The following is a 19,123-nucleotide window of genomic DNA, read 5'->3' as shown; positions in this document are numbered from 1 at the left end:
CCGAAATCTCCTGACCGTCATCTAATGGTGCATTGCAGCAAAATCAAGACACAATTATGTGACGTCATGGATATGTATGTCATGTTGCGAGCATATTCCAGGCGGCCCGGGTCAGGCTTTCTTTTGAGCCAAGATCCTGCGCGGACTTACCGCCCCGGAGGTGGCGGCAGGACGGCACGCAACTTGGCCTCGGTGGTGCCAAGGTTCTCCGCTGCCGCAGCCAGATCAGGACGGCCGCCTTGCGGATTTCCGAGCGCCTGCATCAGCACATCGGTGGTCACACCCAGACTTGCTGCAGCCTCGTCGAAGCCCGGAGGCACATGACCGGGACCGCCGTCATCTGGACGTGGCGGCTCGTTGCGGCCACCTTCACCGGCCCGTGTTGCCCCAATACCGGCTGTCGCAGTTGTTGAAAAATTGTTCTGCGCCTGAACTCCGACAAGGCAACCAGGCAGGTTCGGGAACTCTTCGGAGGCGTGATAGTGATAGGTTACGCCCAACGCCGTTTCACCGACATGGCCATTGCACTGATCAAGACCGGCTGCAGCTGTGCCGTCCATTTCGGTACTGCCAACCATAGGGTAGCCATCAAACGCATAGCCGAAGAGAGCCCTGCTGTCCTGCTCTAGCGCACAATGGGCCCCAACCTTGGCCTGATCGAACACCGTGTCGATGTCGGTTGACGTCGCATGCCAATGATACCAGCCGCCGGGATCGATATGGCCGCCACAGGTGTCGAGGGCCGGCATATGGCCGGTTTGCTGGATGCTGGGCGCATCGGAAAAGATCGGCACGCCGTCAAGCGCAACGCCAACCTTGCCTACCACACCGAGCACCGTCGGGGTTTCAGCCATGACCGGGGTCACCGGCAGCCGCATGGTGATCTTGACCGTCTCGTCTGCCGAGACGTTGATGCAGGCGTGATCCACGGTTGGCCGCTCGGTGGCGTTGTCGACAACATGGACGGTCCCGTCATCGTCAAAGAAGCGATAGCCCAGACCGTCAAGCATCTTCAGGAATTCCGCATCGACACGGTAGAGCCCGCCATTCTCGCCGGTCCAGTGCCAGATACCACCGGCGTCATCGAGCGTTGCAGGGCAGAACGGTCCGATCTTCAGCCCCTCGGGAAGATAATTGACCGTGATCTCGTAGCATTTTGCGCCAACACCATTTTCGAGCGTGCAATCGACGGTGACCGGCTCCTTCGAAAAGGCAGCTGCAACAAATGTCGCCAGATCGGGATGGGCAATCGCCGCGCCGGGCGCCATTAATACGCCGCCGAGCAGCAGGGCGCGCAGCGCATGGTTCAAACTTGCCATGATGTTCTCTTCTCCAATTTGTAGCGTTTACAGTCAGCGCTGGGGTTGCTGGTCGCCAGCAGGGTCCGGCGTCCGGGCACGGCCGGGGCCACGCCCGCCAAGCGTGTCGCGCAGTTCAAGTGTCAGCCCGGCAAGGTGCGCCGCATGCTCCTGCCCCATCGTGTCCACAATCATCCGGTCAATTTCAGACCAGGCCCTGTGCACCTCCGCCAGCAAGCCACGCCCCTTGTCGGAGAGTTGCAAGACATTGCTTCGGGCCTCATCGGGATGCGGCGTGCGCAAGATGTAGCCGGCTTGCAACAACCTTCCCGTCATAGTGCTCATGCTGGCAGGCGTCAGATCAAACTCGCGTGCAAGTTCTGCCTGGGAGGCCTTTTGCATCCGGCCCAGCGCATCAAGGATCCGCGCCTGACGCGGTGGAATATCCAGATCGGCCAGCCGGAGCCGAAGCCGTTCTTCCACAAGAGCCGCCGAGTGAAGCAGGAGATGAAAAATGTATGGTTCGATTTGCATGCTAACAGTTAGTATGCTACCTATCTGCATATGGCAAGCCAAAAAGCTGCCGCACCACTTCACGGAAGGCGCAGAAGACTCATGACATCATTCAATGCCCTTGGGCTCAAGACCGCCCTTATCGCAGGCCTGGTTGTCTGCGGAACCGCAGCCGTCGCCCAGACATCGAACGACAGCATCACTCAGGCGTCCGCCTTCTTTGCTAGCGCGGATCTGGTTGGAGAACCGAAAATTGTCGATTGCACGCTGTCACAAGGGGCTCAGACAAAATGCCTCTCGATCACGGTCAAAGCTGACCCGCAGAGCTACACACCCGGCCCCTGGTGCCCGAGCAACATTGCCGACGGTGCAGAGGCTGGCGGCATCTGGCTGAAGGATGGCGAGGTTCACGATGTCGACGGAAGTTTCATCAAGAATCTTGCGGAACTCTATGGCGACGCCAAGTGGCAGCTCTATGACCCCGACACCGGCAATGTCCGTTTCACCGGGACATTGCAGGCCTGTCAGGCAGCCGCCCGTCCGGATGTCGATCCGGCCTACCAGAATTACTGCGTCCAGTGCCTGCCTGAATACATGCCTGAGGATGCAACCATGACCTATGTGATCCCGGTTGAGCCACAGGCCGCAAGCCAGTCGCAGCCGACGAATTTTTCCGGATCCGGCGTCGCCTATAACGGCATCAGGCTGGATGGCCCGGCGCCGCTCGACGCGATTCTCGCCGCCCATACCATCGCTCCTTTTGATGATTGCGGCGGCCACGTAAACCCCCATGTCGGGTATCACTATCATGCCGTGACCGACTGCCTGCAGCAGTCACCGGCAACCTACGGTCCCGTCACAGCAGAGCATGGCACCCAGATCGGCATTGCGATGGATGGCTTCCAGATCCTCTCGCACCAGACGGCAGCAGGTACCGACCCTGACGATCTCGACAGCTGCAACGGCCATCAGAGCGAGGGGCTGGCCTATCATTACCACGCCGGAACGGCGGGCTCGAACGCGATTCTCGGCTGCCTCACCGCCCAGGCAGGCTGCGTATTCGAGGATGACACTGCAATTTGCGACGCTTCGGTACGCCCGCCGCGCCCATGAACGATGAGGTGATCATGGGCAATATGCGGCCGGGCTGGTTCCGTTTCTTTCAAAAAGACGGCGTGGAGTATCCCGCCGTCACTTTGGTGCTCACCCTGCTCAGCGTGGCTGGCCTGTGGTCGGTCTCGAGCTACGGTTACTACGTTCTGGTCGAGGCTTTCGGTCTGGAGAGCGGCTACAACGACGCGCCGGGTCTGTTTGCCGCCTATTACCTGATATGGACCGGACTGGCGGTGCTTTGGTTCCGCCGGGTTCTGGCTGGCAGCCTGGTGCGCCGGAAGATCCTGGCCCACGCCAAGGCGATGGTTCCCGTCATGGCGGTGTTTGCCATTTTCGTCGCGGTCATCCTGCCCAGCCTGCCGCCGGTCTCAATGTGGCGGGCGCCCAGTGACCCGCCGGAATTCATGTTCGCGTCCGGCTGGTATTACCTGCCCAAATCGGCCGACATCCTGTTCCAGCAGGTTCTCGTGGCGTCACTGATCTACACCGCCGCCGAGTTGAAATTGCGCCTGACGACCATCGCAATCGGCATGGGACTGATGTTCGGCGGATTCCATCTGCTGCTGGCGCTCGACGGCTTTTCACCGCTCTATGTGACACGCTTCACCATTGCCGCGACCCTGTTCGGGCTTGTCGTTCCCTATCTCTATTTGCGCCTGAAGCACGGCTTTCGCTGGGCCTATGGGTTGCACTGGTCGTTTTACGCCTTCGATGCGGCGGTGACCCATCTGATTCTGGCGGTCCCGCCCTGGGCCATCAACTGAGATCATTGCCGGATCGACGCCCATTCAGATGTGGCGCCTTGCCTGCGAACGCTGGATACAGACGACAAACCAACCCGAACTGATTTTAATAGCGCCGAACATGACCGGTCACGAGTTCCGAAAAAGCTGACGGGTGTGCGGAGCCAGTTGCGAACATGCGCAAAGAAGACGCAGGTCAGTCCGCCAAAACAATCGCCCGCGTGAGGCTTTCCGCCAGATCCCGCGCATAAGTCGAAAACGCCATGATCTCGAAACTGTCGGCCGCGGTGCGCGTGAGCTGCACCGGCACATGACCAAACAGGGTTGGCGCGCTGGCCCCGGTCTTGAACGCGGGGGCATTGGTATCAAGGCCCGACTGGGTGGCGATGATCTCGCTCGCCTCTGGCCCCGAAATCGAGAACCGCACCCGGGCATCCGACAGGTCGCACAGGCTCAGCCCGGCAGGTGCAACCAGACGCACCGCCAGATCCGCAAAACTCTCGCCATCATTGCCGACAGCCAGCGCCTGACCAGGCTGGACCGGACGAAGCAGGCCATCACCCTTCTTGGCTACGCGGCGCACCGCAGCATCCTTGCCTGCAGGCCCGGCGACCAGACAGACCGGCGCATCGGGCAATTGCGTAAGCCAAACCCTGTCCGAGGCGCTGGCCGACAAGCCATCAAGCAGGTCCAGCGGAACAGCTTGCGCGGCAAGCACCGATTGATCCGCACGCCCCGGACGCACCACATCACCTTCTGCCGCATCGACAAACACCGCCGCGCAGACGCTCACGTCTGTCTCGATGCCGCGCAGCCCGTCCCACACCACCAGTGTCTCACCATGCCGCTCGCGGCCGCGCGTGAGCATCGCCAGCGCGATGGTCGAGTTCAGATGCGGCGACCAGCAGGCCGAGGTCACATGTCCCTGGTCATTGGCCATCGTCGGCGCCGTATCGGGCTCAAGTACATGTCCGCCGGCCAGCACCCGATGCGCAGGATGGACCGGCCTCAGCCCCACCAGTTGTTCGCGGTCGTCGCGCTGCAATCCCTCGCGCGAAAGCATCACCCGGCCGATGAAATCATCCTTCTTGGTGCTGACCATCTTAGCGAGCCCAAGATCGCCCGGCGTGGTGCGGCCATCGATTTCGGCGTGGGTGATAAAGCCCTTCTCGATCCTGAGAACATTCAGCGCCTCCAGCCCGTAAGGTGTAATCCCGAACGGTTTGCCTGCTTCGACAATCGCATCAGCCACTGCCTCACCCTGGCGCGCCGGCACCGCCAGCTCGAACGCCAGTTCGCCCGAAAACGAAATCCGGAACAGCCGCGCGGCCAGCCCCGAATGCAGCTTCACTTCGCGCACCGCCAGAAACGGCATCGCCTCTTCGCTGAGGTCCGCATCGACGATCCGCGCCAGCACATAGCGTGAGAGCGGCCCGGCAACGGTGATCTGCGCCCATTGGTCGGTGACCGAAGTCAGCCGCACATCGAGTTCCGGCCACAGCGCCTGGGCACAGAACTCCAGATGCGCCATGACTTCGCCGGCCGCTGCCGTCGTGGTGGTGATGAGATAATGGCTCTCGCCCAAGCGGCTCACCGTGCCGTCATCCATCAACAACCCGTCTTCGCGCAGCATCAGGCCGTAACGCGCCTTGCCGATCGCCAGCGTCGACATCTTGCCGGTGTAGATCAGGTCGAGGAACTTCGCAGCATCCTTGCCCGACAGATCGATCTTGCCCAGTGTCGAGGCATCGGAAATACCCACACTCGCACGCACGGCCAATGTCTCGCGGTCGCAGGCCTGTTTCCATCCCGCCTCGCCGTCACGCGGAAAATGCGACGCCCGCATCCAGGCACCGGCCTCGATAAACACAGCACCCTGTTTCTCGGCCCAGCCGTGCAGCGGAGAGCGCCGCACCGGGCGATAGTGTGCGCCTCTGAGCTCGCCCGCTAATGCCCCGATGCTCACAGGTGTATAAAACGGTCGGAATGTCGTCGTCCCGACCTGATCCGGCGTCAGCCCCCGGCTTTCCGCCAGAATGCCGATGGCGTTGACGTTCGACAGCTTGCCCTGGTCGGTGGCCATGCCGGTGGTGGTGTAGCGCTTGGCGAGCTCGACATGACCATAACCCTCACGCACTGCCAGCCCCAGGTCGGACACGGTGACATCGTTCTGGAAATCGACAAAGGCTTTGCCTTTGGCTTCCGCCACATGCCACAGCGTCGTGAAACCGGTTGACCCGCCACAGGCTTCTCGCACCGCCGGCACATCTGCCTTGCGTGGCTTGAAGCCCAGATCGGATGCAGCCCGCGCCCCGGCTTCGGCGCCACTCTTGAGGCATCCGGCCAGATCGAGACCCCCCGCCGCACTGCCCGCAGCGCTCAAACCGTCCCGTTCAGCTGGCGGCAGGAACATGCCTGTACCCTCGTCCCACACCGGCTTGTCGCCGCGATGACACGCGAGCCCCACCACCGGGTTCCAGCCGCCCGACATCGCCAGTGCATTTGCCTTGATTTTCTGCCGCTTGCCCGACGTCCGGTCGATCACCTCAACGCCCGAAACAACCTTGCCGCCCAGCGCATCCGCCACCACGTGACCGTTGAGCAACCGCGCACCTTGCGACGCTGCAAGCTCGGCAGCGGGAACATCCGCCCGCACATCAACAAGCGTTACCTCAAGGCCGCGCGCCAAAAGATCCCGCGCTGTCTCGTGGCCGGACCCGCCGGTGGCAAACACCGCCACATGATCGCCCGGCCGGATTGCCTGGCCATTGACCAGCCCGCGCAAGCTCGAGGCCGTCATCACGCCGGGGCGGTCATTGCCGCCAAACACCAGCGGCCGCTCTTCGGCGCCAGCAGCCAGCACGGCGCGCTTGGCCACGATCCGCCAGACCCGCTGTGCCGGTCCTGAACCTACGCCATCGCGCCGCTCGACTGCGCCATAGACGCCGCTGTCATAGGCGCCGAACACCGTGGTGTTGCTCAGCAGCCGCACATTCGCATTGCCTGCCAGTTCCGCGATCACGCCCGCGACAAAACCCGGCCCGTCGGCATCGCCGATTTCGACCCGGTCCTTGAGCAGCCGCCCGCCAAAGCCCGCATTCTCGTCACACAGCACCACCCGCGCCCCTGATCGCGCCGCCGCCAGCGCCGCCATCAGCCCGGTGGGCCCGGAACCAATCACCAGCAGGTCGCAATGCGCCCAGCGCTTCTCGTACTCTTGCGCGTCCGGCGCATGACTGGCGCGGCCCAATCCCGCCGCCCTGCGGATCAGCGGCTCATAGAGCTTTTCCCAAAGTGCGGCCGGCCACATGAAGGTCTTGTAGTAAAAGCCGGCGCCGAGAAACGGCGACAGAGTCTGGTTGACTGCGCCGACGTCAAAGCCCAGCGACGGCCAGCGGTTCTGGCTTTCCGCCACCAGCCCGTCACGCAACGTCACCATCGAAGCGCGCAGATTCGGCTCCCGCGTCGCGCCATCGCCCAGCGTCACCAGCGCATTGGGTTCCGACGCCCCGCCGCTCAACAACCCGCGCGGCCGGTGATATTTGAACGACCGCCCCATCAGGCTGATGCCGTTGGCGAGCAGTCCCGAGGCCAGCGTATCGCCGGCAAAGCCCTCAAGCTGTTTTCCATCGAAGCTGAATCCGATGCGTTCGGAGCGGTCGATCAGCCCGCCATTGTCAAACCGGGAAAAGCTCATGATTTCGCCCTCCCCTTGGTGGCGTTCGCCACACGCGCCCGGGTAAATTCCGCTGCATCCGTCACCCCATGCACATCATGGGTAAACGTATCCCGCTCCACCACCAGCCAGCGCCGGCAACCACCCGAATGCTGCCAGTGCTCGGCCATCACGCCGCGCACATTGTCGCGCAAATGCACGAACTCATCCCAGGCGGCAAACTTCGCCTCTGGCGCGGGCCGCATCGGCTTGGCGTCACCGCGAATGGTGAATTCCTCTTTCGGACGAACCCCGCAATGGGGACAGGTGATCAGACTGGCCATTGGTTCCGCCCCCTAGTGCAGGTTTGCCTGGGCGCCGTGCCCGGTTTCATCAATCTGGTAACCGCGCGAAAACCGGTCGAGTCGGAACGCTTTGGCTAGCTCATGCGTCTCGCCGGTTGCCAGCAGATGGGCAAAGCACCAGCCCGAGGCCGGCGTTGCCTTGAAGCCGCCATAGCACCAGCCGCAATTGAGATAGAGGTCGTCGACCGGCGTCTTGTCGATGATCGGCGAGCCATCCATCGACATATCCATCACCCCGCCCCAGGCACGCAGCACTTTCACGCGGCTCACGGCGGGCACCATGGCGCAGGCCGCCTCCATCACGCTTTCCACCGTCGCCAGATTGCCGCGCTGAGCGTAGGAATTGTACAGATCCAGACTGCCGCCAAACACCAGCCCGCCCTTGTCCGACTGCGACATGTAAAACAGCGCCGCGCCAAAGGTCACCACCTGGTCGATGAATGGCTTGATACCTTCAGACACGAACGCCTGCAGAACCTGGCTCTCGATCGGCAGCCGCATCCCGGCCATTTCCGCTACCCGGCCCGAATTGCCCGCCGCAGCCAATCCCAGCTTGTTGCAGCCGATAAAACCGCGCGAGGTTTCTACGCCAACCACCCGTCCGCCCTCGCGGCGAATGCCGGTCACCTCACAATTCTGGATCAGATCCACGCCGCGGCTGTCGGCGGCGCGCGCGTAACCCCAGGCCACGCCGTCATGCCGCGCCGTGCCACCGCGCTGCTGCAACAACCCGCCGTGGATCGGGAACCGCGCATTGTCGAAATCCAGATACGGCACCATCTCGCGCACCTCTTCGCGCCCCAAAAGCTCCGCATCCTCGCCTGCCAGCCGCATCGCATTGCCGCGCCGCGCATAGGCGTCGCGCTGGCCGTCGGAGTGATAGAGATTGATCACCCCGCGCTGCGACATCATCGCGTTGAAATTCAGCTCCTGCTCGAGCCCCTCCCACAGCTTGAGCGAATGTGCGAAAAACGGCTCATTGCCCTCAAGCAGATAATTGGCCCGCACAATGGTGGTGTTGCGCCCGACATTGCCCGACCCGAGATAACCCTTCTCGACCACCGCCACATTGGTGATGCCGTGATTTTTCGCCAGATAATGCGCCGTCGCCAACCCATGCCCGCCGCCGCCGACAATAATCACATCATAATGGCTTTTCGGCTCCGGCTCCCGCCACGCCGGCTGCCAGTTTTTGTTGCCCGAAAGCGCCTGCTTGAAAATCGAATATGCGGAATATTTCATGCGCTACGCCCTGCCCCGAAATCATCCGCATAGGAAAGCCCGAGGAGGCGTTGAGTCAATGGTGCGGAGCGTCGGAAGACGGGATTGTTTGCGGGGTGTGCAGTCAGGCGGCCTTGAAACAATTGGTTCGATGCCAATCGAGATAATAGGGATGCGGCCGCAATCGAGGATTGTCAGGCACAATCGCTTTCATATCCGGCCTTAGCAGATGCGAAACATCATGGTTAAGCTGACGGGATTTCAAAATGGTGAAATCATCCTCCATCGACAGCAGTCCGCGATCAAACATCCAGTGCACTGTCCCTGAAAGCGCAATTCCATTTTGCACTGAGTCGGGCCCGTTCTTTTCAACCGGCATAATATGCGCCGCTTCCACTTCCGGGCGGCCTTTGCCATTGATCAACCGCAATCCAGTGAAGGCGCAGCGGCGATCATAGGCAATGCGAACATGCTGGCGAAATTTGACATCGCGGAAACGACGATTAACCAGTTGTTCAATGAACGGACGTTCCAAGGGGACTTGCGGCTGGTCGTCAAATCCATCGTCAATGCCAACGGGCAGATCATAGCGTTCTGGCCAAGGGCTCTGCTCACTCATTCCCGCATTCAGGATAGAATCATATTCTTCATCACTGATCACACGAACCGCTTGAACAGCGCGTCCTCCGCTTACCTTGCCATCCGCGAGGATCAATTTGCGCTCAAAGCCGCCATTTTCCTGGTAGCCAACCAATCGATCAAAATCGATGTACTTGTCTAGATCTGCATAGAAATGGTCAGGTCTCAAGGGATCTTGGCGGACACCCGTGACAATTGCCGTCGCCCAATAGAACCGCCCCTTTTGGCTGCCCAAGGGACCGTAATAGACAATCGACTGTCCAATGACTTGCTCTACACGCGAAAGATATTGCTTGGGAAAATGATAATAGAGAGACGGCAGGTCGTCATAGGCACTGTCCGCCTTGTGATAGAAAACTGCCGCCGCCATAAGAATTTATCCAAAACGCCACATCTTGTCATGTTGCATCTTTGACAAAGCTTTGGAAAATAACAAGCTTTTAATAGTATCTGCTTTTTGGAATCCGAAGTGGTACATGCCCCCAATCTCCCCCTTGCAGAGGAGATGTCACGAAGTGACAGAGGGGGGCAAACCGCGCCACACACCGCCCCATCAAACCAGGCCGAAACACGTCCCCCTCTGTCGGCGATGCCGACATCTCCCCCGCAAGAGGGAGATTGGCTCAACGCAGTTGGTCAAGAATCGCGCGTTGACCGCAGCGGTTGCGATGTCCAACCCTCCAAACAGAGATTAACGGATAACCCACCAAAACCCCGCCTTAACGTCCCCGTAAACCTGCCGTGCAAAAATGCAGTCCAAAGGCAACAGTCAGGACAAGGACCGCGGTGGACCGCACCCCGCAGCAGCTTTCCCGCCTGACCACCGGACCAACGCGCAGGAAGCTTCGTGATGAGACAAAGCCAGGACCAGATTGCAAGTCGGCCCCCTCGAACCGGCCCCGAGGAAAACCGGCGATGATCCAGGAAACATTGATCCGTGCTTTCACGGCAAGTGCGGATTTCGAAAAATCGGGGAAAATTGTCAACGATGCGTTGCGCGGCGGAAAGCAGACGGCGTTCCTGTGCCACAGCCGCAAGGATGCCAATCTGGCCAAGGGACTCCAGGGCTTCCTGCAATCGGAAGGCTGGATGGTCTATATCGACTGGGAAGGCTCGTCGATGCAGCCAACGCCCAATCCGCTGACCGCCCAGAACTCCAGGGAGCGGATCAAGCGGCTTGACTGGTTTGTCTACCTCGCCACTGCAAATGCGTCCGCCAGTCGCTGGTGCGGCTGGGAGATGGGCTACGCCGACGCGGTCAAGCCTGTCGACCGCATCCTGATCATTCCGACCTATGACAGCGACGGAAAACTGCATGGCAGGGAGTTTATGGATCTGTACCGGCACATCAGTGTGGCGGCGCAGGGCGGCTACGGCGTTTTCGATCCCGTCACCCGGCGCGGGCCGCTCCTGCAGAGACTGAAGCCGGGCAAGCCGGGACCTGTTGGCTAGGGGCTCGGCAAGCGCTGGCAGTCTGCCTCTTCCTTGGTGGGTGAGGGAAATCTTTGCCAAAACCCCAACAGCAGCCCTGCCCCGTCACCAAGCCAGGACTGTCGCCTAACCTTCAACAATCCGGTTGAAATCATCCCATTCGAGCATCTCGCTGGCAGCTCCCGTGCGCGCAAGCGCGGTGCGGTCGAGATTGAGCGCAATGGCCTGCCCCAGCCGCGCCACTTTGACGCCGCGCAGCTTGCGCATTGGCCCGGCAAGCAGCGGTGTGAGCCAGGGCCAGACCGCCAGCGTCAGCGCCTGGCTCACCCCGTAGCGGTTGGTGGGCGTCAGGATCATGCTCGGGTGAAACAGGCTCAGCCGCGCAAAACCAAGTGCGGAAAGCCCGTCTTCCAGTTCGCCCTTGCTGCGCAGATAGAAGGATTTCGAGGCGGAATCGGCGCCGACCGAACTCAGCAATTCGAAATGCCCGACCCCGGCATCGCGGCAGGCGCCACCGAACGCCAGCGGCAGATCGCGGTCGATCCTGAGAAATTGCGCCCGCTCTGCCTTTGATGGCTGGCCGACACCAAGCGTGCAGATCGCATGGCTGTGACCCGGCAACAGATGCCGGTAGCTCTCAGCGTCGGAGACATCAACCACATGCTGGCTGATCCTGGCGTCGTCCGGTCCCTCATAGCGCTTGCGTCCGAGCAAGGTGATGCCGGCAACGCTGTTCATGCCGATCAGCGCCTTGACCACCTCGCCACCCACGGCGCCGGTTGCCCCGATCATCACCACCTGGCTGTCATCCGCCATTTTGCACTCCTGTCGATTTTCGGGTTGAGCCATTCACCGTCGCCCGGCAACTGGTCTTGAACAGTCAGTACTTTGCTTGCTGCACCCTGCCAAGACCACTGCCGCAAAGAGCCTGACGTTGCGCGCGGAGCTGCCGCATGCGCAAATCCCGGCATTGACCCGACGGAAGTCAGACCATTACATAGGCGTATCTGAATATTTTACCCGGCCCCCGCGCAGGCTTGCTCGCGAGACAACCGGGCCAGTGAGGAGAAACCAATGCCCCGCATGATTGCTCTCATCTCAGCTTTATGTCTGCTGCTTGGCTCAAATACTGCCTTTGCCGCAGACGACAAGAAGGAGGTCAATATCCGCCCCGACATCGCCAGTGTCGAGGTTCAGACTCCTGACGGCCCGGTGACCATCGAGCGCATTCAGGACACCGAGCACGAAATCAGCGGCTATTTTGCCAAGACCTCGCGCGCCTGTCCGCCGTTCTGCATCCAGCCGGCACAGGTCGCCGAGGGCGTCGTCGCCATTGGTGAGCTGGAACTGCTCGACATGCTGGCTGACGAGACGGCAACAGTGGTCGACGCCCGCACGGTCGACTGGCATGCCGAGGAAACCATTCCGGGCGCGCTCAACATTCCCTACACCGAAATCGCCGGCCGTCTGGATGAACTCGGTTGCGTGGGTAGCAGCGGTGCCTGGGACTGCACGAATGCCAGGAATGTGGCGCTTTACTGCAACGGCCTGTGGTGCGGCCAGTCCCCCACCGCCATCCGCGCCATGCTGCGCGAAACCTATCCTGCCGATCGCATCTTTTACTATCGCGGCGGCATGCAGGCCTGGAAGATCCTCGGCCTGACCACGGTCGAAGGCGGGCTGTAAGGCTCGCCTTCAGCGCCAGGAATGTCAGGAGTCGATCAGGGCGCCGAGCCGCAGGACAAGTTTCCTGTCGAAAATAGTATTCCGCTCGTACATCCAGGTCAGCGCATCGGCTACGGTCCAGCCCCGCTTGTAAGGGCGCGCCGATGTCAGCGCGTCAAAGACATCACAGACGGTCGAAATCCGCACCAGAGGCCCGATTTGCGGTCCTGACAGCCGGGATGGATAGCCGCTGCCGTCAAGAGCTTCATGATGATGCAGGCAGATTTCCAACACCTCGGCGGGGATGCCGGCATGTTTTTGCAGGATCTGGTGGCCGCGTCGCGGATGGGACTGGATCAGCTTGCGTTCCACCGGTGTCAGCGGCCCCTGTTTTTGCAGGATATCCTTTGAAATCGTCAACTTGCCGACATCGTGCAGCAGGCCGGAAAGGATCAGCATCTCGATGGTGCCAGTGTCCAGATCCAGCGCTTCACCGAGTTTGCCCATCAGGATGCCGACGGCCAGCGAATGCTGGAAGGTGGTTTCGTCCTTGTGCTTGAGCCGGGTCACCTGGAAAAACAAAGACGACGTCGTCGGGTCTGCCTGGGTGATTTCATCCACCACCGGTGCGATCCCGGCCATATCGAAGTCGCCACCGGTCACCATGGTGATCAGCTCTGACTTGAGAACCCTGACCGAACGCCCGACGATCGCGGCGGCTTCCACCTGCGCTTCGGCAGGCGAAAGCGGCGCCCTGGTGCGGGTCTTGAGTGCAGACCTGGCTTTCAAGCGGTCAGCGCCGAATGCGGTGTTGATCAACACGAACGCCGCCGGGCAAGTCAGAATGGCGCTCATATCGCTGTCGGATTCGAGCACGAAGCGGCGCTTGCCGAACATCGTCTCGGAGCACTCAACCGCCTCGACGAACATGCCTTTTTCTATGTCAGCCTTGGGAATGCGTGTGAGCATCAGAGGACCTGAGAGTGGCAATCAAATACATTATGGAATTGGAATATAAATAGATGTGATTGCGAAAGCGTAAATTTTTCCGGACGACGTTTTTCCTCAACCGCGCCGTTTTTCTGGCAGTCCGATCGGATGAGCTGCACACGAAAAAGGCGGACCGAATGGCCCGCCTTGAAAATCATCGTGGTGGCAACAAAGCCCTCAGAAAAACGCCTGAATGCCGGTCTGCGCCCGGCCCAGGATCAGCGCATGCACATCATGCGTGCCCTCATAGGTGTTGACGGTTTCAAGGTTCTGCGCATGGCGCATGACGTGATACTCGGCCTGGATGCCGTTGCCGCCATGCATGTCGCGCGACATCCGCGCGATATCGAGCGCCTTGCCGCAATTGTTGCGCTTCATGATCGAGATCATCTCCGGCGCAAAGCGGCCCTCGTCCATCAGCCGGCCTACGCGAAGCGAGCCCTGCAGGCCGAGTGCGATTTCGGTCTGCATGTCGGCGAGCTTCTTCTGGAACAGCTGCGTGCCGGCCAGCGGCTTGCCGAACTGGTGCCGGTCAAGACCATATTGCCGCGCCCGGTGCCAGCAATCCTCGGCCGCGCCCATAACGCCCCAGGAAATGCCGTAGCGCGCCCGGTTGAGACAGCCGAATGGACCCTTGAGGCCCGAGACATTCGGCAGGATCGCATCTTCGCTGACTTCGACATTTTCCATGACGATTTCACCGGTGATCGAGGCGCGAAGCGAAAGCTTGCCGCCGATCTTCGGCGCCGAGAGGCCCTTCATGCCCTTTTCCAGCACAAAGCCGCGGATCTCGTTGTCATGCGCTTCGGACTTGGCCCAGACCACGAACACATCGGCGATCGGCGAATTCGAGATCCACATTTTGGCGCCATTGAGCACATAGCCGCCGTCAACCTTCTTGGCGCGGGTTTTCATGCCGCCGGGATCGGAACCGGCATCCGGCTCGGTCAGGCCGAAACAGCCAACCCATTCGCCGCTTGCGAGTTTCGGCAGATATTTCATCCGCTGCTCCTCGCTGCCGTAAGCCTGGATCGGGTACATCACCAGCGACGACTGCACGCTCATCATCGAACGGTAGCCTGAATCGACCCGCTCGACTTCGCGCGCCACCAGCCCGTAGGACACGTAGCCGGCTTCCGCGCCGCCATATTGTTCCGGAACGGTGACGCCGAGCAGTCCGGCTGCACCCATTTCGGAAAAGATGTCGCGATCAGTGGTCTCGTTGAGATAGGCGTCGGTCACCCGCGGGGCGAGCTTGTCGGCTGCAAATGCGGCTGCCGCATCGGCGATCATTCGCTCTTCTTCGGTCAATTGATCAGTGATCAGGAACGGGTCGTCCCATTGAAACGAGGATTTCGAGGACTTGGTCGAAACGGCGGGGGACACGGACATCGCAAAACTCCAGTTTGATCCAGAAAGGTAGCATTACCCTTTGTCTGCAGCGAGCGCCACATTCAATCGAATGCGCAAACGACGCAGCATCATGGCGAACCAGTGCCTGTCGCGGTCAGAAAAATCCGTGCGAACGCGACACGCACGTGCGGCGCGAGGCCGCCTTGCGCTCTCTTTATCACGGATTTTCCGAGATACTATAGGCTTAAAATATTTTTCAGCCCGCCACGTGGCCCTGTAGCACTTGCTCAGCCAGCGACTGCCGGCTCCATCAAGTCCCAAAGCGCGATCAGTTCCCGCCCCTCGCCAGCTGCCAATGGCGCCACCAGCCGCGCCAGGCTGACAATTTTCCCGCCATGCAACCACGATGTTGTCTCATAGTAATTGGGAATTCCGCTTGCCAATGTCTCCTCAAAGGCACCGAGGACCCGCTTCTTGCTATGCTCGGGAACAAAGTCCGCCAAGGGCTTGCCCTTGACCGGTGTCTTGAACGGCCAGCGGTCGGTGGCGGAAATGTCATGCAACACCAGAGTGTTTTTCGGCCCTTCAAGGCGGACGCGAATCAGCAGCGGATAGTCGCGACTCAACTCCACCACATCGAAGTCCGTGGACTGCGGCAAATCACCATCCGCCACACGGTGCCAAAGTGCATGAAAGTCACGGATGCGCTGAGGCGCGCTGTGCGGCAACTCAAATCCTGCGGACGAAATGTGGTGGTTCACGGAAAACGGATCCAATTGGTTGCCTATCTCGTATCTAGGATAGCTTTGAACTCGACAACTACATCTCTTTGACGTTTACTTTACATGCCAATTCTTTAACCCTGGACGCCAACTGAATGATTACGACGCTTGCTGACCAGATTGAAGTTGCTGCCGGTCTCGCCTCCGGGATCAGCCGTTATGCTGCAAATCTCGGGATGGAGGTTGATCCGATAGCCCGGGCTTGCGGCCTCGATCCCGACCGCTTCACGCTCATCAATGAACGGATAAGCCTGGACCGGATGTGCCGTTATCTGGAGGCCCTGGCCCTGATCTCGGGCGATGACACCTTCGGGTTGAAATCGATCTCATCCTTCGAAAAAGGCTCGTCCGGGCCGTTCGGATACGGACTGATGAACGCGGCTACGGTGCGCGAATTCCTGATGTTCTTTGGCCGCAACATGCAGAAGATTAGTGAAACCCGCATCTGCACTCTGGAAGTCAGCGCCCGTTCTGCCCATTTTGAATGGACTTACTCACCGCTGATACTTCGCCGCGACCAATATGTTGATCTCGGCGCTGCTCAAACATTCATTCATCTGCGCGCTTTGCTTGGGGACGACATCAACAAGGTGCGGCTGGAACTTGAGCGCAAGAAACCGATAAATACAAGTTTACACAAACAGTTACTAACTCAGAACGTGAGTTTCAACGCACCTATAAATGCCATGATCCTGCCCGCGGAGTTTCTTGAGCGGATCAATCCCGATGCTGACCCCAAGCTGTTTGCCATGATGAGCCAGCAGATGGATGCGATACCACTTCGTCGCTCCGATGTCAGCGATCCCCTGGTCGCCATCCGGCTTCACGTGGCGGAAAATCTGTCCTTCAACACCCCCACTCTGGCCAGCGAATCCGAGAGACTCGGCATGAGCTCGCGCACCTTGCAGCGGCGACTGACCGACGCCGGAACCAGCATGCAGTCGATCATTGATGAATGCCGCAGGGAAATGGCCAGGCGTCTGCTTCTGGAGACGACACACTCCCTCTCAAGCATTGGTTACAAACTCGGATTTTCAGCACCCGCCGCCTTTACCCGATCGGCAATCCGCTGGTTTGACATGACTCCCAGCCAGTATCGTCAAGATCAAAGCAAATCTGCGTGACCGCTGGGCCGGACGGTCGCCGGCACTCCATCAATATAAATCAAGAAAACTGATTTAGTGTCGCTTTATTGGCGCGCCGCGTGAATGCGGTCGTGCGCAACTCAGTGCATAAGCTTCCCAGCATTATGAAACACAACTGGTGGTATTCGTGGCGGGCTTCAGCTCGCCGCATTTTCTCGCTCCAAAATGAGGACCGAGCGATCCGAAAAAGGGGCTTAATAATAATGGATCTCGGAAAAGAGAGAGGGTTTCACCCATTGACGCGAACAGAGATGAATTGCCTGCGCCGTTGTGCAGAAGGTCACACCGATATTCAGATCGGTAAAGAGATGGAACTGACGGCCGGTGAGGTGAAATCGGTTCTCTCCGTCATCATGATGAAACTGCGCGTTCCCAACCGCATGGCCGGATTGGCCAAAGCGGCCAGACTGGGACTTCTCGAAATGCAGCAGAGCTAAAGCCGCCTACGTTGACGCGCATCCGACTGGATGCGCAAAGCACGCTGTAACTCCTTGAATTGATGAATATACATTATCTTTCCGCTGAATACATTCGAACGCGACATGCATTAGGCTGACTACTTGCGTTCGAGTGATCCATTTGAACGCCACCGTACACAAGACATTCCTGGCTTGGCAGCAACCTGTGTTTAGGACAGACTCAGACCCTGCCGTCCGGACGAAGAACTGCAGCCCAGCCTCCTCGGGGCGGGGACCGGGCTTGAGGCGCAGTTTTTCCTAGACGTCAGCCGGAGCCATGCGGGGTTCCGGCTGACGTCGACACACAAGACATCATTGTCCGACCCTGAAATGACCTACAGCGCTGCAACTCTTTGAATTGTTGCATGTTCGTTATCGTTCAAATGAATCCATTTGAACGTGACATGCATCAAAGCCAGCTGTCGTAATCCGACACCAGAAGATGCTTCGGCTTCTCATCCTCGATGATTGTCGAGAACCGGCCAATTGGCTCGCGGAAGACATTGTCGGTCAGATCGTCATTGACGGTCGAAACCTCGCCGATCAGCACATCACTGCCTTCACCCCAGAACGCATGCCAGACGCCCGGCAGCAGCGTGACACTCTCGCCCGGATCAAGTTTGAGCAAACCACCGGCGGCCAATGTCCGGACCACGCCATCGGTGTGCACCGAGACCGCCGCATCGGGATCGACCGATCCATCCGGGGTCGAGCCGAACAGCTCCAGCACCAGCTTGCCGCCACCGCGATTGATGATGTCCTCGGCCTTGAAGTTGTGCCGGTGCATCGGCGAGATCTGATCCTTGCGCGAGATCATGATTTTCTCGGCGTACAACATGCCCCTGCCCTGTTCCAGATCAGCGGCGGAGCCGTTGCGCACGGTAAACAGGAACAGGCCCAGATCCTCGAAATTTCCCTGCCCGTAATCGGTAATGTCCCAACCCAGCCGGTTCTCGCGGATACTGCCGGCATCCGTTGCCGTGCGGGCGCGCATCTCTTGCGGGCTCCAATAGGCGAAGGGCGGCATCACATATCCAAAGGATCGGATGAAGGCGTTACTTTCCTCGAGGATCTCGTTGATCTGGCTGCGTTCCATGGCGTCCTCCGGGCCGAAGCCGGTTTAATAAAGATTGGCTCGAGATTTAGAGCCTTGATCCGGTCATGGCAATTGAATGCATGGCGGTTTGGCCCTATGTCGGCACAGTTACAAACGCAACGATCATGGATGCAATGATGAACCCGCATCGCAAACACCACGCCGATGAACCGGCAGACGACGTGCTGGCGCTGGAAAGCTTCCTGCCTTACCGGTTGGCGCGCGCCGCAGAAATCGTCAGCCGCCAGTTCGCTGCGCTGTATCGGGAACGCCACGGCATGACCCGGCCGGAATGGCGAACATTGGCTACGATCGGCCAGTTCAACCGCATTACCGCGACTGAAATCGGCGCCCACTCATCCATGCACAAGACCAAGGTCAGCCGGGCAATCCGTGCGCTGGAACAGCGCAAATGGATCTCCCGACAGGTTGACGACACTGATCGCCGGGTCGAGCACATCGAACTGACGCGCGAAGGCCGCAACCGTTATCGTGATCTTGTTGCGCTTGCCCGAACCTATGAGGCCAGGCTTACAGGCATGCTCGGAGAGTCTGGAGCGACCCCACTCGAGGCAGGCATCACCGCCATCGAGAACAAGTTCGACCGCCCCTGACAAGCTTGCAATCAACCGAAGCGCTGCCCAGCGGTGTCGCCG

Annotated in this window: 17 protein-coding genes and 1 pseudogene; 7 read left to right on the top strand and 11 right to left on the bottom strand. The window is 59.8% G+C overall.

Features of this window, described 5'->3' with window-relative positions; all coding sequences use genetic code 11:
- Positions 1 to 146: 146 nt before the first annotated feature.
- Positions 147 to 1,319: a YHYH protein gene (locus IMCC20628_RS06120; RefSeq protein ID WP_052766319.1), complete on the bottom strand. Its 1,173-nt coding sequence runs from the start codon at positions 1,317 to 1,319 to the stop codon at positions 147 to 149.
- 33 nt (positions 1,320 to 1,352) lie between these two features.
- Complete coding sequence (locus tag IMCC20628_RS24185) at positions 1,353 to 1,781, bottom strand: MarR family transcriptional regulator (RefSeq protein WP_197078397.1); 429 nt, start codon at positions 1,779 to 1,781, stop codon at positions 1,353 to 1,355.
- A 132-nt stretch (positions 1,782 to 1,913) separates the two neighbouring features.
- On the opposite strand from IMCC20628_RS24185, the gene IMCC20628_RS06110 reads away from it, so the two are divergent.
- Both IMCC20628_RS06110 and IMCC20628_RS06105 read left to right on the top strand, forming a co-directional pair.
- Positions 1,914 to 2,924, top strand: a complete 1,011-nt coding sequence (locus IMCC20628_RS06110) for a YHYH protein (protein ID WP_052766317.1) — start codon at positions 1,914 to 1,916, stop codon at positions 2,922 to 2,924.
- A gap of 14 nt (positions 2,925 to 2,938) precedes the next feature.
- Positions 2,939 to 3,688, top strand: coding sequence for a hypothetical protein (locus IMCC20628_RS06105; protein ID WP_156174425.1), 750 nt, complete (start codon positions 2,939 to 2,941; stop codon positions 3,686 to 3,688).
- A 742-nt stretch (positions 3,689 to 4,430) separates the two neighbouring features.
- Here the strand turns inward: IMCC20628_RS06105 and IMCC20628_RS06100 are convergent.
- From IMCC20628_RS06100 to IMCC20628_RS06085, 4 genes and pseudogenes are all read right to left on the bottom strand, one after another.
- Positions 4,431 to 7,364, bottom strand: a pseudogene (locus IMCC20628_RS06100) (sarcosine oxidase subunit alpha family protein); the annotation flags it as partial.
- Positions 7,361 to 7,666, bottom strand: coding sequence for a sarcosine oxidase subunit delta (locus IMCC20628_RS06095; protein ID WP_047029480.1), 306 nt, complete (start codon positions 7,664 to 7,666; stop codon positions 7,361 to 7,363). The gene IMCC20628_RS06095 and the pseudogene IMCC20628_RS06100, both read right to left, overlap by 4 nt.
- 12 nt (positions 7,667 to 7,678) lie before the next feature.
- The gene (locus IMCC20628_RS06090; RefSeq protein ID WP_047029479.1) at positions 7,679 to 8,929 is read right to left on the bottom strand and encodes a sarcosine oxidase subunit beta family protein; all 1,251 of its coding nucleotides are present in this window, start codon (positions 8,927 to 8,929) and stop codon (positions 7,679 to 7,681) included.
- 103 nt (positions 8,930 to 9,032) lie between these two features.
- Positions 9,033 to 9,917: an HNH endonuclease gene (locus IMCC20628_RS06085; RefSeq protein WP_047029478.1), complete on the bottom strand. Its 885-nt coding sequence runs from the start codon at positions 9,915 to 9,917 to the stop codon at positions 9,033 to 9,035.
- Between the two features lie 545 nt (positions 9,918 to 10,462).
- Between IMCC20628_RS06085 and IMCC20628_RS06080 the strand changes: the two genes are divergently transcribed.
- A complete protein-coding gene (locus IMCC20628_RS06080; protein WP_052766316.1) occupies positions 10,463 to 10,999 on the top strand; it encodes a toll/interleukin-1 receptor domain-containing protein in 537 nt (178 codons plus the stop codon).
- 105 nt (positions 11,000 to 11,104) lie between these two features.
- Here IMCC20628_RS06080 and IMCC20628_RS06075 read toward each other — a convergent pair whose 3' ends face one another.
- Positions 11,105 to 11,794 (bottom strand): NAD(P)H-binding protein, encoded by a 690-nt coding sequence (locus IMCC20628_RS06075; protein ID WP_052766315.1) that lies wholly within the window; start codon positions 11,792 to 11,794, stop codon positions 11,105 to 11,107.
- A 258-nt stretch (positions 11,795 to 12,052) separates the two neighbouring features.
- Between IMCC20628_RS06075 and IMCC20628_RS06070 the strand changes: the two genes are divergently transcribed.
- Positions 12,053 to 12,664 carry a rhodanese-like domain-containing protein gene (locus tag IMCC20628_RS06070; RefSeq protein ID WP_047029477.1) on the top strand — a complete coding sequence of 204 codons (612 nt, stop codon included), beginning with the start codon at positions 12,053 to 12,055 and terminating at the stop codon, positions 12,662 to 12,664.
- A 24-nt stretch (positions 12,665 to 12,688) separates the two neighbouring features.
- Here the strand turns inward: IMCC20628_RS06070 and IMCC20628_RS06065 are convergent, their stop codons facing one another.
- The 3 genes from IMCC20628_RS06065 to IMCC20628_RS06055 all read right to left on the bottom strand — a co-directional run bounded on the left by IMCC20628_RS06065 (position 12,689) and on the right by IMCC20628_RS06055 (position 15,645).
- The gene (locus IMCC20628_RS06065) at positions 12,689 to 13,612 is read right to left on the bottom strand and encodes an HD domain-containing phosphohydrolase (protein ID WP_047029476.1); all 924 of its coding nucleotides are present in this window, start codon (positions 13,610 to 13,612) and stop codon (positions 12,689 to 12,691) included.
- A gap of 198 nt (positions 13,613 to 13,810) precedes the next feature.
- A complete protein-coding gene (locus tag IMCC20628_RS06060; protein WP_047029475.1) occupies positions 13,811 to 15,025 on the bottom strand; it encodes an acyl-CoA dehydrogenase in 1,215 nt (404 codons plus the stop codon).
- A 248-nt stretch (positions 15,026 to 15,273) separates the two neighbouring features.
- Entirely contained in the window at positions 15,274 to 15,645 is a 372-nt protein-coding gene (locus IMCC20628_RS06055; protein WP_156174423.1) for a hypothetical protein, read from the bottom strand.
- A 218-nt stretch (positions 15,646 to 15,863) separates the two neighbouring features.
- Here IMCC20628_RS06055 and IMCC20628_RS06050 point away from each other — a divergent pair, with 218 nt between their 5' ends.
- Entirely contained in the window at positions 15,864 to 16,892 is a 1,029-nt protein-coding gene (locus tag IMCC20628_RS06050; protein WP_047029473.1) for an AraC family transcriptional regulator, read from the top strand.
- A 224-nt stretch (positions 16,893 to 17,116) separates the two neighbouring features.
- Positions 17,117 to 17,350, top strand: a complete 234-nt coding sequence (locus IMCC20628_RS25385) for a helix-turn-helix transcriptional regulator (protein WP_197078395.1) — start codon at positions 17,117 to 17,119, stop codon at positions 17,348 to 17,350.
- Positions 17,351 to 17,780: 430 nt separating this feature from the next.
- Here the strand turns inward: IMCC20628_RS25385 and IMCC20628_RS06040 are convergent, their stop codons facing one another.
- The gene (locus IMCC20628_RS06040) at positions 17,781 to 18,467 is read right to left on the bottom strand and encodes a D-lyxose/D-mannose family sugar isomerase (protein WP_047029471.1); all 687 of its coding nucleotides are present in this window, start codon (positions 18,465 to 18,467) and stop codon (positions 17,781 to 17,783) included.
- A gap of 65 nt (positions 18,468 to 18,532) precedes the next feature.
- Between IMCC20628_RS06040 and IMCC20628_RS06035 the strand changes: the two genes are divergently transcribed.
- A complete protein-coding gene (locus tag IMCC20628_RS06035; protein ID WP_343123251.1) occupies positions 18,533 to 19,081 on the top strand; it encodes a MarR family transcriptional regulator in 549 nt (182 codons plus the stop codon).
- Positions 19,082 to 19,123 lie beyond the last annotated feature (42 nt).

This window comes from Hoeflea sp. IMCC20628 (genome assembly GCF_001011155.1).
GTDB lineage: Bacteria > Pseudomonadota > Alphaproteobacteria > Rhizobiales > Rhizobiaceae > Hoeflea.
The sequence above is the reverse complement of the archived record's forward strand: the minus strand, read 5'-3'. Positions and strand labels throughout refer to the sequence as shown.